The 14582-nt window shown below is 64.6% G+C and carries 11 protein-coding genes; all 11 read left to right on the forward strand.

All coding sequences use genetic code 11. From position 1 onward, the window contains the following. The 11 genes from QA643_RS07975 to murB all read left to right on the forward strand — a co-directional run bounded on the left by QA643_RS07975 (nt 1) and on the right by murB (nt 14547). Nucleotides 1-393: a hypothetical protein gene (locus QA643_RS07975; RefSeq protein ID WP_283032643.1), complete on the forward strand. Its 393-nt coding sequence runs from the start codon at nt 1-3 to the stop codon at nt 391-393. Continuing rightward, a complete protein-coding gene (locus tag QA643_RS07980; RefSeq protein WP_283032644.1) occupies nt 390-2141 on the forward strand; it encodes a penicillin-binding protein 2 in 1752 nt (583 codons plus the stop codon). Before QA643_RS07975 ends, QA643_RS07980 begins: the two co-directional genes overlap by 4 nt. A gap of 103 nt (nt 2142-2244) precedes the next feature. Next, a complete protein-coding gene (locus tag QA643_RS07985) occupies nt 2245-3702 on the forward strand; it encodes a UDP-N-acetylmuramoyl-L-alanyl-D-glutamate--2,6-diaminopimelate ligase (RefSeq protein WP_283032645.1) in 1458 nt (485 codons plus the stop codon). Next, a complete protein-coding gene (gene murF / locus QA643_RS07990) occupies nt 3699-5081 on the forward strand; it encodes a UDP-N-acetylmuramoyl-tripeptide--D-alanyl-D-alanine ligase (protein ID WP_283032646.1) in 1383 nt (460 codons plus the stop codon). The genes QA643_RS07985 and murF overlap by 4 nt, the downstream gene beginning before the upstream one ends. A 164-nt stretch (nt 5082-5245) precedes the next feature. Continuing rightward, entirely contained in the window at nt 5246-6352 is a 1107-nt protein-coding gene (gene mraY, locus QA643_RS07995) for a phospho-N-acetylmuramoyl-pentapeptide-transferase (protein ID WP_283032647.1), read from the forward strand. A gap of 10 nt (nt 6353-6362) precedes the next feature. Further along, nucleotides 6363-7763, forward strand: a complete 1401-nt coding sequence (gene murD, locus QA643_RS08000) for a UDP-N-acetylmuramoyl-L-alanine--D-glutamate ligase (RefSeq protein ID WP_283032648.1) — start codon at nt 6363-6365, stop codon at nt 7761-7763. Between the two features lie 229 nt (nt 7764-7992). After that, nucleotides 7993-9435 (forward strand): DUF5107 domain-containing protein, encoded by a 1443-nt coding sequence (locus QA643_RS08005; RefSeq protein WP_283032649.1) that lies wholly within the window; start codon nt 7993-7995, stop codon nt 9433-9435. A 233-nt stretch (nt 9436-9668) separates the two neighbouring features. Beyond that, complete coding sequence (gene ftsW, locus QA643_RS08010; RefSeq protein WP_283032650.1) at nt 9669-10820, forward strand: putative lipid II flippase FtsW; 1152 nt, start codon at nt 9669-9671, stop codon at nt 10818-10820. A gap of 160 nt (nt 10821-10980) precedes the next feature. Next, nucleotides 10981-12081: an undecaprenyldiphospho-muramoylpentapeptide beta-N-acetylglucosaminyltransferase gene (gene murG, locus QA643_RS08015; RefSeq protein WP_283032651.1), complete on the forward strand. Its 1101-nt coding sequence runs from the start codon at nt 10981-10983 to the stop codon at nt 12079-12081. 139 nt (nt 12082-12220) lie between these two features. Then, nucleotides 12221-13624, forward strand: a complete 1404-nt coding sequence (murC, locus tag QA643_RS08020; RefSeq protein WP_283032652.1) for a UDP-N-acetylmuramate--L-alanine ligase — start codon at nt 12221-12223, stop codon at nt 13622-13624. A gap of 2 nt (nt 13625-13626) precedes the next feature. Then, complete coding sequence (gene murB / locus QA643_RS08025; RefSeq protein WP_283032653.1) at nt 13627-14547, forward strand: UDP-N-acetylmuramate dehydrogenase; 921 nt, start codon at nt 13627-13629, stop codon at nt 14545-14547. The last annotated feature ends 35 nt before the right edge of the window (nt 14548-14582 follow it).

Consider the following 14582-nt stretch of genomic DNA (forward strand, 5'->3'; position numbering starts at 1 on the left):
ATGCGGATCATCCACTTCCTCGTCATCGGCGTATTGGTGTTTGCGGCAGCCTACGTCTACCGGATCAAGATGGAATCGACCTCGCGTGTCGAACGCGTGCTGCGGCTCAACGCCGAGATCCGCGAGCAGCGCGACGCCATCGCGGCGCTGCGCGCAGAATGGGCCAAGCTCGACGCGCCGCTGCGGCTGCAGGGGCTCGCCGAGCGTCATCTCAAGCTGCAGCCGCTCACAGCTTCGCAGTACGACCAGCTGAAGAATCTGCCGGAGCGGCCGCCGGCCTTTGCGCGGCCCGGCGCGCCCGATCCGATCGGCGCCATGATCAACACCATCGAAGCCGCCGCCGAGGCGCCGCCCACCACCGGATCGGTGCCAGCGTCGGGAGATCAGCAATGACCGGCCGGGCACTTGCGAGGACCAGAAAGCACGCGGAACCGTGGCGGCAGAGGCTGATCCGCAGCCTGCTCTACGGGCGCAATGTCGACCGCGTCGCCAAGGCGCGGGCGCGCGTCGGGTTGGCGATCCTTTTGTTCGCGACGATCTATGTGGTGCTGGCCGGACGCCTTGTCATGTTCGCGGTCGGCGCCGACAGCCACGGCGCGCGCCGCACCGCTTCGCAGGACGCGATTGCGACCGCGCGGCCTGATATCGTCGACCGCAACGGCGAGGTGCTCGCCACCGATGTCAAGGCGCCGAGCCTGTTCGGCGAGCCGCGCCGCATCATCGACAAGGACGAGGCGATCGAACTTCTGACAGCCGCGCTGCCGGATCTCGACACGGCGGAAGCGCGCACGCGCCTGTCCTCACGCAAGGGCTTTGTCTGGCTGAAGCGCGAGATCACGCCGAAACAGCAGCACGACATTCACAAGCTCGGCATTCCCGGCATCGGCTTCCTGCGCGAGAACAAGCGGGTCTATCCGACCGGCGCTGCGGTCGCGCATCTGATCGGCCTCGTCAACATCGACAACCAGGGCATCGCCGGGATGGAAAAATGGCTGGACAGTAACGGTCTGGCCGATCTGCACCGCGCGGGCTTCGCGACGGACCGTCTGCAGAAGCCGGTGGAGCTGTCGATCGACCTGCGCGTCGAGCACGCGCTGCGCGACGAATTGCTGAAGGCGAAGGAAAAATACAAGGCCAAGGCGGCTTCCGGCCTCGTCTCCAACGTCCGCACCGGCGAGATCGTCGCGCTGGTCTCGCTGCCGGATTTCGATCCCAACAATCCGAAGGAAGCGCACGACCCCGACCGCATCAACCGCCTGACCACGGGCGTGTTCGAAATGGGCTCGACCTTCAAGGCGCTGACGCTGGCGATGGCGCTGGATTCCGGCAAGGCCAACCTCAACTCGCTCTATGACGGGCGCGGCGCGCTGAGGTTCGGCAAGTTCACCATTCACGATACCCATCCGGTCGGCCGCAACATCACGCTGTCCGAAGTGTTCACCTTCTCCTCGAACGTCGGCGCGGCCAAGATCGCGCTGTCGCAGGGCGTCGAGGCGCACAAGGCGTTCCTGAAGAAGCTCGGCCAGATGGACCGGCTGCGCACCGAGTTGCCGGAAAGCGCTTCCCCGATCGTGCCGAAGCGCTGGACCGAGCTCAACACCATCACGGCCTCGTTCGGCCACGGCATCGCGGTGGCGCCGCTGCAGGCGGTGATGGGCATCAACGCCTGCATCAATGGCGGCTACCTGATTCCGCCGACCTTCCTGAAGCGGTCGGAGGAGGAGGCGCGGGCGATCGCCAAGAAGGTGCTGCGCACCGAAACCTCGGACAAGATGCGCTATTTGATGCGGCTGAACGCCGAAGTCGGAACCGCCAAGAAGGCCGACGTGAAGGGCTACTATATCGGCGGCAAGACCGGCACCTCGGAAAAGGTGGTCAACGGCCGCTATTCCAAGAAGCAGGTGCTCAACTCCTTCACGGCGATCATTCCGGCCGACAATCCGCAATACCAGCTTCTGGTCATGCTGGACGAGCCGAAGTCGCTGCCGGAAACCCATGGCTTCATCACCTCGGGCTGGAACGCGGTGCCGACCGGCGGCAAGGTGATTGCCCGCATCGCCCCGCTGCTCGGCGTCGAGCCGCGCTTCGACCTGCCGACGTCGGACCGCCTTATTCTTGCGGCATCGAGGACAACCCAGTAAGGCGTATGACGAGCATGATCCGGAAAAGTGGAGACCGGTTTTCCGACAAGATCATGCTCCCAATATAGAGGCGCCGAGCTGCGCCGGGCCGGACTGGAGCAAGATGAAACTTCGCGATCTCTTCAGCGATGACGCTGCGGTCGAGCCGCAGGCGGCCGCGCTCGATGTGACAGGCCTTAGCTTCGACAGCCGCGCGGTGAAGCCGGGCGACCTGTTCTTCGCACTCGCCGGCTCCAAGACCGACGGTTCCCGCTTCATCGACGCCGCGATCAAATCAGGCGCGGTTGCGGTAGCGGGCGACCGCGCTCCGGCCGACTGCCGCGTGCCCTTCGTCGTCACGCCAAATCCGCGCCGCGCACTGGCGCTGGCGGCGGCGCGGTTCTATCCGCGGCAGCCCACGACCATTGCCGCTGTCACCGGGACCAGCGGCAAGACGTCGGTAGCGGCGTTTACGCGCCAGATTTGGGAGCGGCTCGGTCACATCTCCGCCAGCATCGGCACCATCGGTCTCGTTTCGCCAAAGCGCACCGTCTACGGCTCGCTCACCACACCGGACCCGATCGCGCTGCATAAGCAGCTCGACGAGATCACGGGCGACGGCGTCACGCATCTGGCGTTTGAGGCTTCCTCGCACGGGCTCGACCAGTTCCGCCTCGATGGCGTGCGCGTCGCCGCCGGCGGCTTCACCAACCTGTCGCGCGATCACATGGATTACCATCCGGATGAGGCGCATTACCTGGCCGCCAAGCTGCGGCTGTTCCGCGACCTCGTTCCGCCCGGCGGCGCGGCGGTGATCTCGGCCAATCACGCCTGCTCGGAGCAGGTGATCGAGGCGGCGCGATCGCGGGGCTTGCGGATCATTGCTGTTGGCCGCAATGCGGATGGCGACGGGGAGGGCATCCGCCTCGTCGGCGCCAGCGTCGAAGGGTTTGCGCAGAACCTCGCGCTGGAGACCCGTGGCCGCAACTACACGGTCAAGCTGCCGCTGGTCGGCGAGTTCCAGATCGAGAATTCGCTCGTCGCCGCGGGGCTGGCGATCGGCACCGGCAGCGAGCCTGACGCCGTCTTCGCGGCCCTCGAACATCTCGAAGGCGCCAAGGGGCGGCTGGAGCGCGTCGGCGAACATAACGGCGCGCCTGTTTTCGTCGACTACGCGCACAAGCCGGATGCGTTGGCCAAGGCGCTGCAGGCGCTGCGGCCTTATGCGAAGCGCAAGCTCGTCGTGATCTTCGGCGCAGGCGGCGACCGCGACGCCGGCAAACGGCCGATCATGGGCGCCATCGCCGCCGAGAATGCCGATCACGTCATCGTCACCGACGACAATCCGCGCAGCGAAGATCCGCAAGCGATCCGCGCCGCCATTCTGGCCGCGGCCAAGGGCGCGAGTGAGATCGGCGACCGCGCGGAAGCGATCAGGCGGGCAATCGCGGCGCTGCAGCCCGGCGATGCGCTGCTGATCGCCGGCAAGGGACACGAGACCGGGCAGATCGTCGGCGACAAGGTGCTCCCGTTCAGCGATCATGAGGCGGTGGCGGCCGCGCTGGCAGCGAGGACGAAATGAGCGCGACGGCATTATGGACGATTACCGAAGTCGCGCGTGCGCTCGGAATATCCGGCGACTTTCCGGACACGCCGATCGATTTCGTCACCCAGGACAGCCGGCTGGTGAAGCCGGGCAGCCTGTTCGTGGCGCTCCGCGGCACGCCGAGCGGCGGCTTCATTTCAAGCTTCGCCAGCGCGCGCGACGGCTGGGAATTCGCTGACAGGGCGGAGGCGGCCGGCGCGGTGGCGATGATCGTTCCGCATCGGATTGCCGGCGTGAATGTTCCGCAACTGGTGGTCAAGGATACGCTGATCGACGGCCTGTGGGGTCTGGCGCGCGCCGCGCGCGCGCGGTTCAAAGGCCCGGTGATCGGGCTCACCGGCAGCGCCGGCAAGACCAGCACCAAGGAATTCCTCGCCGCTTATCCGAACGCCTATGCCAGCCCAAGCAGCTTCAACAATTTCTGGGGCGTGCCGCTGACGCTGTGCAATGCCAGCCCGCGCGCAAGCGTGTGGGTCGTCGAGATGGGCATGAACCAGACCGGCGAGATCGCGCGGCTCAGCGAACTCACCAAGCCGACGGTGGCATTGGTCGTGAACGTGCAGCCGGTACATCTGGAAAAGCTCGGCAGCCTGGAAGCGATCCGCCGCGAGAAGGTGAGCATCGCGCAGGGCCTGCCAAAAGACGGCGTGCTGGTACTGCCTGAAGACGTCGCGGCGCCGGAATGGAACGGCAAGGTCGTTCGTTTCGGCGATAGCTCAAAGGTGCGGGCGCTCAGGCACACGGCCGAGGGCGAGAGCTGGAACGTCGCCGTCGAGGTGAACGGCAGCGGAATCAAATTCGGCCTGACGCCCGGCGCGCCGCATCGGCTGCAGAACGCGCTGGCCGCGCTGGCCTCGATCCATGCCGCCGGGCTCGATCCGGCAGCGCTGGCCAAAGAGCTGAGCCATGTCGGCATCATGACCGGCCGCGGCGTCGAGCAGGCGGCGGGCGGCGTCACGGTGATCGACGACAGTTTCAACGGCAACCCGGCCAGCATGGTGGCCGCGCTCGGCAGCCTGAAGGCGCGGCCGGTGAAATCCGGCCGGCGTATCGCCATTCTCGGCGACATGCTGGAATTGGGCGCTGACGCGCCCGCCTATCACGAGAAGCTCGCGAAAGACCTGCCTGATATCGACGGCATCTACTGCGTCGGCCCGCTGATGCGGCACCTATATAATCTTGTTCCCGCCGAGCGGGCGCTCGGCTGGCACGACGACCCGGCGACGCTCGACCCCCAACAAATCGCCGCATTGCTGCGCGAGGGGGACGTGGTGGTGGTCAAGGGCAGCAAAAAGATGTTCTGGGTGAACAAGTTTGTGCCCCGCCTGCTGGCCGCGCTGGAGCCAAAGGCGTAGACTGGCTGCATCAGGCGGCCGATGTCTCCGCGAGACGTGATTCGTCAATACCCCAGCCATGACCAAGATTCGCTTGGTTTGAGGATGAAAACGATTATCAAGTCGTTGCCAAAGCGCTTACCGCCAAAGACGGCGCAACCAAGCCGCGTGACAGGGCTTTTTGAATGTTTTACTGGCTGATCGAGCTTTCCAACACCGTTCCCGGTTTTGGCATCTTCCGCGGCGTCTTCAACGTGTTTCGCTACATCACCTTCCGCACCGGCGGGGCGATGGTGACGGGCGCGCTGTTCGTGTTCCTGTTCGGACCCTGGATCATCGACCATTTGCGCCTGCGGCAGGGCAAGGGCCAGCCGATCCGCACCGACGGCCCGGCATCGCATCTGATCTCCAAGAAGGGCACGCCGACGATGGGCGGGCTGATGATCCTCTCCGGCCTCGTCGTCTCGACGTTGCTGTGGGCCAATCCGCTCAACCCTTATGTCTGGATCGTGCTGGCGGTGACGCTCGGCTTCGGCTTTGTCGGCTTCTACGACGACTATCTGAAGGTGACGAAGCAGAGCCACAGCGGCTTCGCCGGCAAGCTGCGGCTTTTGATCGAAGGGATTATCGCGCTTGCCGCCTGCTACGCGCTGGTGCGGCTCGGCCGCGACGCGACATCCACCTCGCTGGCGGTTCCTTTCCTGAAGGACGTGGTGATCAATTTCGGCTGGTTCTTCGTGATCTTCGGCGCCTTCGTCATCGTCGGCGCCGGCAATGCGGTGAACCTGACCGACGGTCTCGACGGCCTTGCCATCGTGCCAGTCATGATCGCCGCCGCCAGCTTCGGCATGATCTCGTATCTGACCGGCAACGCGGTGTTCTCCGATTACCTGCAGATCCGCTATGTCGCCGGCACCGGCGAACTCGCGGTGCTCTGCGGCGCGGTGCTCGGCGCCGGCCTTGGCTTTCTCTGGTTCAACGCGCCGCCGGCCTCGATCTTCATGGGCGATACCGGATCGCTCGCGCTCGGCGGAATGCTGGGGGCGACGGCGGTGGCGGTCAAGCACGAGATCGTGCTCGCTGTGATCGGCGGCCTGTTCGTGCTCGAAGCCGTCTCCGTGATCGTGCAGGTGACGTCGTTCAAGCTGACGGGAAAACGCGTGTTCCGCATGGCGCCGCTGCACCATCATTTCGAGCAGAAGGGCTGGACCGAGCCGCAGATCGTGATCCGCTTCTGGATCATCTCGGTGATGCTGGCGCTCGCCGGCCTCTCCACGCTGAAGCTGCGGTGAGCCGCGCGCGATGATCCCCGTCACCTCATTCGCCGGCAAGACGGTCGCCGTGTTCGGCCTCGGCGGTTCCGGCCTTGCGAGCTGCCACGCGCTCAAGGCTGGCGGGGCGGAGGTCATCGCAGGCGACGACAGCGCCGACAACGTCGCCAAGGCGGCGCAGGCCGGCTTCACCACCGCCGATCTGCGCAACGTTTCGTGGACGAATTTCTCCGCGCTGATCCTCACCCCCGGCGCGCCGCTGACGCATCCGGCGCCGCATTGGTCGGCGCTGATGGCCCGCCAGGCCGGCTGCGAGGTGATCGGCGACATCGAGTTGTTCTGCCGCGAGCGCCGCCGCCACGCCCCTAGCGCGCCGTTCGTCGCCATCACCGGCACCAACGGCAAGTCGACCACCACGGCGCTGATCGCACACCTGATGAAGGTTGCCGGCTACGACGCCCAGATGGGCGGCAATATCGGCACCGCGATTTTGTCGCTGGAGCCGCCGAGAATGGGGCGCGTGCATGTGGTGGAAATGTCGTCCTACCAGATCGACCTTGCACCTTCGCTCGATCCGTCCGTTGGCATTCTCCTCAACGTCAGCGAGGACCATATCGATCGCCACGGCACGCTGGAAAACTATGCCGCCGTGAAGGCGCGGCTGGTCGCAGGCGTGCAGCCGCAGGGCACGTCGATTGTCGGCGTCGATGACGGTTGGTGCCGCAACATTGCCGACCGGCTCGACCAGGCCGGCAAACGCGTGGTGCGGATTTCCGTGAAGAATCCGCTGCCCGACGGTGTCTATGTCGAGCGCGAGACCATCGTGCAGGCCTCCGGCGGTGCGCGCCGCGAGATCGCAAGGCTTGGCGGCATCGGTTCGCTGCGCGGCCTGCATAACGCGCAGAACGCGGCCTGCGCCGCGGCCTGCGCGCTCGCGATGGGCATTTCGACAGACACTCTGCAAAATGGCCTGCGCAGCTTTCCCGGTCTCGCGCACCGCATGGAGCAGGTCGGCCGCCGCGGCAACGTGCTGTTCGTCAACGACTCCAAGGGCACCAATGCGGACGCCGCCGCGCACGCGCTGTCGTCCTTTGCCGATATCTTCTGGATTGCCGGCGGCAAGCCGAAGCAGGGGGGCATCACCAGCCTCAGTGAATATTTCCCGCGGATCCGGAAAGCCTATCTGATCGGCGAGGCCGCGCCGGAATTTGCCGGCACGCTGGGCGAGCGCGTGCCGCATGAAATTTCGCAGACGCTCGATGTGGCTGTCGCGAATGCCGCGCGCGATGCCGAAGCCTCGGGGCTGATCGATCCTGTCGTCCTGCTCTCGCCCGCCTGCGCCTCGTTCGACCAGTACCGCAACTTTGAGATTCGCGGGGCCGCGTTCCGCGATCTCGTGACGGCGATGCCCGGCGTGAAGCCGGTGGTGTGAGCTCGTCGTGTCCCGGACGCGTTTGCGGCATGTAATGCCGCTACGCAGAGCCGGGACCTATGGCGGCATGGGCCCCGGCCTGGCAGCGCATCGCTTCGCGCTGCGCTGCATCGGGGGCACGAGTTCGTAGGATGGGTAGAGCGCAGCGAAACCCATCGTTGCGGCAAAAAATGATGGGTTTCGCTTCGCTCTACCCATCCTACACCCTGCTTATTTTGAAGGCGTCGCAATGGCAATTCGTGCGTGCTCGCACCGCTGCATCAGCTTCGTGCTTTCCGTCCTTTCGGCAGCCTGCGCTCTTCCTGCTGCTATGCACGCCGCATCGCCCGACAAGGTGACGCTCACCGGCTCGACAATTACGTGGAGCACGGTCAAATATGCGACGGATGCGGAGAACGGCTTCGTCGACGGGTCGCTGGACAAGAGCACCATCGTCGATCGCACGTTCAAGACCCACGTGCTTGAGAACCGCTATCTGAAGGTGACGCTCGTCCCCGAATTCGGCGGCCGTATTCTTTCCATCATCTACAAGCCGACCGGGCACGAGCAGCTCTATCACACGGAAGTCGGCGTGCCCTACGGCATGAAGGCCGGCAATTTCTATTACGATTGGCTGATGGTCTATGGCGGCATCTTCCCGACCTTTCCAGATCCCGAGCACGGTAGGGCATGGCTGAAGCCGTGGGATTTCAAGGTACTGAAAGAGAGTGCCGAAGAAGTGACGGTGTCGATGTCGATCAAGGATGATTTCGCCTATCCCGCGGCACCCGCGCAGTTTCTCAAGGGGCCTACGGGCATCGAAGCGACTTACTATGTCACGCTGAAGGCCGATCGCGCTGCGCTCGATACCCGCGTGGTGCTGAGAAATCCGCAATCCAAATCGGTCGACTACGAATACTGGACGTGTACGACGCTCGCGCCGGGATCAGACCCGAACAATCCCAAAACGACCGGCGGCGCCGAAATCATTGCGCCGATTGAGGCCTACACCACGCCCGCCTGGTCGGCCAATCTTTCCGCAGGCGATGAGAGCCTAGGCTCAGGCAAGAGCCGCTTCGAGAAACTACGCTACTTCAAGAACTGGCCGACGATGGGCATCGCGTATGCCGCGCCCGATATGCAGGGCAGGAATTTCTGGGGCGTGATCAACCACGACAGCGAAGAGGGGATCATCCGCATCGCCGACAACGCGATCACTCGGGGGCTAAAGATGTGGACGTGGGGATTTCCGTCGTTCACGAACGAAACCGACGCGCGCAAGGACCCGACCGAGGCGCAGCCTTACGTCGAATTATGGGCGGGCGTATCGGACCAGTTCTTCCACCGCGCCACGCTTCCGGCGCAAGGCGAAGTATCCGTTACGGAGACCTACAGCCCGACCGTGGGCATGAGTAGCGTGACGCATGCGAATGAGAACATCCTTGTTAATCTCTCGGCCACGTCGTCCGATGTGAACCTCCAGTTCTTCAACATCGAGCCGGCCACGCCGTTGCGCGTAACGCTAAAACGCGGCGTTGCGATATTGTTCGATGACGCCGTGAAGGCGGATCCGAAAAACGGAAATCGCATTTCCACGGCGATGCCGGCCAGCACCAGTGGCGAACAGGTGCGGTTGACGATCACGACCACAGATGGACGAGAGCTGATCGCGGCCGATGCAAAGATGAAATAATGAGTATCGCTTCGCTCCAGCCATCCACAGACTGTCGTCACCCGACCCAGTATTCCAGAGACGGCAGCGATAGATCCAATAGGCCACGGCGTACTGGATACCCGCCTTCGCGGGTATGACGACCTGTTGTGAGACGCGACCGCACGCTATTTCGAAAGTTACCCATCCCATTAACCCCCCATAAACCATCCTGCGCCACCAATGGGTGCTACCTCTGCCATTTGGGAACGCCCATGCTCCACCGTGACCAACGCACGCCATTTTCGGATTGGTGGTGGACCGTGGACAAGCTGCTGCTTGGCGCGATCCTGGCGCTGATGCTGGGCGGCGTCATCCTGTCATTGGCGGCGAGCCCGCCGGTGGCGACGCGGATCGGGCTTGATCCGTTCCACTTCTTCAGCCGGCACATGCTGTTCCTGCTGCCGTCGATCCTCGTTTTGATCGGGGTATCGTTCCTGTCGCCGAAGCAGATCCGCCGTCTGGCGCTGCTGGCTTTCGTCGCGAGCGTCATCCTGATCGTGGCGACGCTTGTCTTCGGCGCGGAGGTGAAGGGCTCGCGGCGCTGGATCACGCTGCTTGGCGTCAACATCCAGGCCTCCGAATCCGCAAAGCCCGCCTTTGTCGTGATGGCGGCGTGGCTGTTTGCGGAATCGACCAGGCGGCCGGAAATGCCGGCGACCTCGATGGCGATGGCGCTGCTCCTGATGCTGGTGTCGCTGCTGGTGATGGAGCCGGATTTCGGCCAGACCATGCTGATCCTGACGGTGTGGGGGGCGTTGTTCTTCATCGCCGGCATGCGGATGGTCTGGGTGGCCGGCCTGGCCGGTGCGGCGGCTGCCGGTCTGTTCAGCGCCTATCTGTTCGTTCCGCACGTCGCCGGCCGCATCAAACGCTTCATGAATCCGGCCTCCGGCGACACCTTTCAGGTCGACATGGCGATGGAAGCGTTCTGGAACGGCGGCTGGTTTGGCCTTGGCCCCGGCGAAGGAATTGCAAAACGCAGCCTGCCGGACAGCCATACCGATTTCGTGTTTGCGGTCGCCGCGGAAGAGTTCGGCATCATCCTCTGCCTGGCCCTGGTTGTGCTGTTCGCCTTCATCGTGCTGCGCACGCTGACGCGCGCCTACGCCAGTGAGGACATGTTCGCGCGCTTTGCGGCGTCGGGGCTTGCCATTTTGTTCGGCGTGCAAGCCGCCATCAACATGGCGGTCAACCTGCAACTCATCCCCGCCAAAGGCATGACGCTGCCGTTCATCTCCTATGGCGGCTCGTCGATCATCTCGCTCGCCTATGGCGTCGGCATGATGCTGGCGCTGACGCGGCAGCGCCCGCGCACCGAAGTGGAATCGATGAACGAGGCGGTTGTCGCGCGCGGTTACGCTTGACGCAAAGCTATCTACTTCGTCATTGCGAGCCAACGGGTCGCGCGAATGCGCGCCCGATGACAGGCTCCGCGAAGCAATCCATGCCTCGACCCGGGGATAGATGGATTGCTTCGTCGCTGCGCTCCTCGCAATGACGGCGGATTGCCTGTAAAAGCCCCCCATGGACAACGTACCTCTCATTCTACTCGCCGCCGGCGGCACCGGCGGTCATCTGTTTCCCGCCGAAGCGCTCGGCGTCGAGCTGATCAAGCGCGGCCTGCGCGTGCGGCTGGCGACCGATGCCCGCGCGCTGCGCTACAGTGGTCTCTTCACCAGAGACAATATCGACGTGGTGCCGAGCGAAACCGTGCGCGGGCGCAATCCGTTATCGCTGGCGCGCACCGTCATCACACTCGGCTATGGAACGGGTATCGCGATCAATCTGGTGCGGCGGCTGAAGCCCGCGGCCGTGGTCGGCTTTGGCGGTTATCCGACCCTGCCGCCGCTGATGGCGGCAAGGCTGCTCGGCGTCCCCAGCATCATCCATGATGCCAACGCCGTGCTCGGCCGCGCCAACCGTTTTCTTGCCGGCCGCGTCAATGTGATCGCGACCTCGCTGCCCGGTGTGCTCGACCGCGATCCTGCGCTCGCGGGAAAGGCGACGACGGTCGGCACGCCGATGCGGCCCGCGATCCTCGCCGCTGCCGCGACACCCTTTGCCTCGCCCGAACCGAACGGGCCGCTGCGCCTGCTCGTGGTCGGCGGCAGCCAAGGCGCACGGGTGATGAGCGATATCGTGCCGCCGGCTATCGAACGGCTCGAGCCGGTGCTGTGGAGCCGCCTCGTCCTGACCCAGCAGGTGCGCGAGGAGGACATGGCGCGGGTTCGCGCGGTCTATGACCGGCTCAAGGTCAAGGCCGAACTCGCGCCGTTCTTTTCCGATCTGCCGGCGCGGCTGGCGTCCAGCCATCTCGTGGTTTCGCGCTCCGGCGCCGGCACGGTGGCGGAACTTGCCGCGATCGGCCGGCCCTCGATCCTGGTGCCGCTGCCCGGCGCCATCGACCAGGACCAGTTCGCCAATGCCGGCGTGCTGGCCAAGGTCAACGGCGCCTTGCGGATCCCGCAAGGCGAATTCACGCCGGACCGGCTGGCGGCGGAAATCTCCGCCTTTGCCGCCGAACCGGCGCGGCTGACTGCCATGGCGGAGGCCGCCCGCCAGGTCGGCCGGCTCGACGCCGCCGAGCGGCTGGCCGATCTGGTGCTGAAAACGGCCGGAATCTAGGCGGTTGCCCGCAAAATTGCCCCTTGTCATGCCCCGCGAAAGCGGGGCATCCAGTACTCAGCGCAGCTGATTTGAGCCTCGGCTTCGCGGAATACTGGATCGCTTCGCCCACAAGGCGGGCGACGACAAGGAACCATTCATGAGACTGCCGCGCGAGATCGGACCCATTCACTTCGTCGGGATCGGCGGTATCGGCATGAGTGGCATCGCCGAGGTGCTGGTCAATCTTGGCTACACCGTGCACGGCTCGGACGCCTCCGAAAGCGGCAATGTCGCGCGTCTCAGGGAGAGGGGCGTCAAGGTCTCGGTCGGCCACAAAGCCGAGAACGTCGACGGCGCCGACGTCGTCGTGGTCTCGACCGCAATCAAGCGCGACAATCCGGAACTGATGGCCGCCCGCGCCCAGCGCATCCCGGTGGTGCGCCGCGCCGAAATGCTGGCCGAACTGATGCGGCTGAAAAGCTGCGTCGCGATTGCCGGCACCCACGGCAAGACCACGACGACCACGATGGTCGCGACATTGCTCGACGCCGGCGGGCTCGACCCCACCGTGATCAATGGCGGCATCATCAACGCCTACGGCTCTAATGCGCGGCTCGGGGCCGGCGACTGGATGGTGGTGGAGGCCGACGAGAGCGACGGCACGTTCCTGAAGCTGCCGTCCGACGTCGTGATTGTCACCAATATCGACCCTGAACATCTCGACCACTTCAAGACGTTCGAGGCGATCCAGGAAGCCTTCCGCAATTTCGTCGAGAACGTTCCGTTCTACGGCTTTGCGGTGATGTGCACCGATCATCCCGTGGTGCAGACGCTGGTCGGCAAGATCGAGGATCGCCGCATCGTCACCTATGGCGAAAATCCGCAGGCCGATGTCCGACTCGTCGACCTGACGCCGATGGGTGGGGGCTCGAAGTTCAAAGTCGTGTTCCGCAACCGCAAGACCGACGCCACCCACGAGATATCAGATATCATGCTGCCGATGCCCGGCCGGCACAATGCGTTGAACGCGACGGCGGCGATTGCGGTGGCGCATGAGCTCGGCATGTCTGACGACGCGATCCGCAACGCGATCGCCGGTTTCGGCGGCGTCAAGCGGCGCTTCACCCGCACCGGCGAATGGAATGGCGTCACCGTGATCGACGATTACGGTCACCACCCGGTCGAGATCGCCGCTGTTCTTAAAGCGGCGCGTGAATCCACCAACGGCAAGGTCATCGCCGTGGTGCAGCCGCACCGCTTCACCCGCCTGCAATCGCTGTTCGAGGAATTCTGCACCTGCTTCAACGATGCCGATGCGGTCGTTGTTGCGGAAGTCTATCCGGCCGGCGAGGCGCCAATCGAAGGCATCGACCGCGACCATTTCGTCACCGGCCTGCGCGCCCATGGCCACCGCGAGGTGATCCCGCTTCCGGGCGCTGCGGACCTCGCCAGGATCGTCCACGGCATCGCCGGCTCCGGCGATCTCGTCGTCTGCCTAGGGGCCGGCAACATCACGCAATGGGCCTACGCGCTGCCCGGCGAATTGAAGGCGTTGGATTAGCAGTGGCATTCCCCGACATCACCCCCGACCTCAAAGCCGCGATGCCGGGGCTGCGCGGGCGTCTGCTGGCGAATCAGTCGCTCGCCGAGCTGACCTGGTTTCGCGTCGGCGGGCCGGCGCAGGTGCTGTTCACGCCGGCGGATGAGGACGATCTGGCCTATTTCCTAAAGCATCTTCCGAACGAGCTGCCGGTCTATGTCGTCGGCGTCGGCTCCAACCTGATCGTGCGCGACGGCGGCCTGCCCGGCGTGGTGATCCGCCTGGCGCCGCGGGCGTTCGGTGAGACCTCCGCTTCCGGCGATATCGTCAGCGCAGGCGCGGCCGCACTGGACAAGCGGGTGGCGGAGACCGCGGCCGCGGCCGGCATCGGTGGCATGGAATTCTTCTTCGGCATTCCCGGCACCATCGGCGGCGCGCTACGGATGAACGCCGGCGCCAACGGACGTGAGACCAAGGACGTGCTGGTCGAAGCAACGGGCATCGGCCGCGACGGTACGAAACATGTCTTTGGCAATGCCGACATGAAATTCGTGTACCGCAACAGCGGCGTCGACCCCTCTGTTATCTTCACTTCCGCGCGGTTTCGCGGTGCGGCGACCGATGCCGAAACCATCCGCGCGCGGATGAACGAGGTGCAAACTCACCGCGAAACCGCTCAACCGATTCGTGAAAAGACCGGCGGCTCGACCTTCAAGAATCCACCCGGCAACAGCGCCTGGAAGCTGATCGACGCCGCCGGTTGCCGTGGGCTTCAGGTCGGTGGGGCGCAGGTCTCGGAAATGCACTGCAATTTCCTCATCAATACCGGCAACGCCACGGGGCATGATATTGAAACGCTGGGCGAAACCGTGCGCGAGCGGGTTAAAGCGAATTCTGGCATAGAGCTGCATTGGGAAATCAAGCGGATCGGAATTCCGGTCTGATTGTCGTTCCGGGGCGATGCGAAGCATTGAACTAT

This window comes from Bradyrhizobium sp. CB3481, from assembly GCF_029714305.1.
Lineage (GTDB): Bacteria > Pseudomonadota > Alphaproteobacteria > Rhizobiales > Xanthobacteraceae > Bradyrhizobium.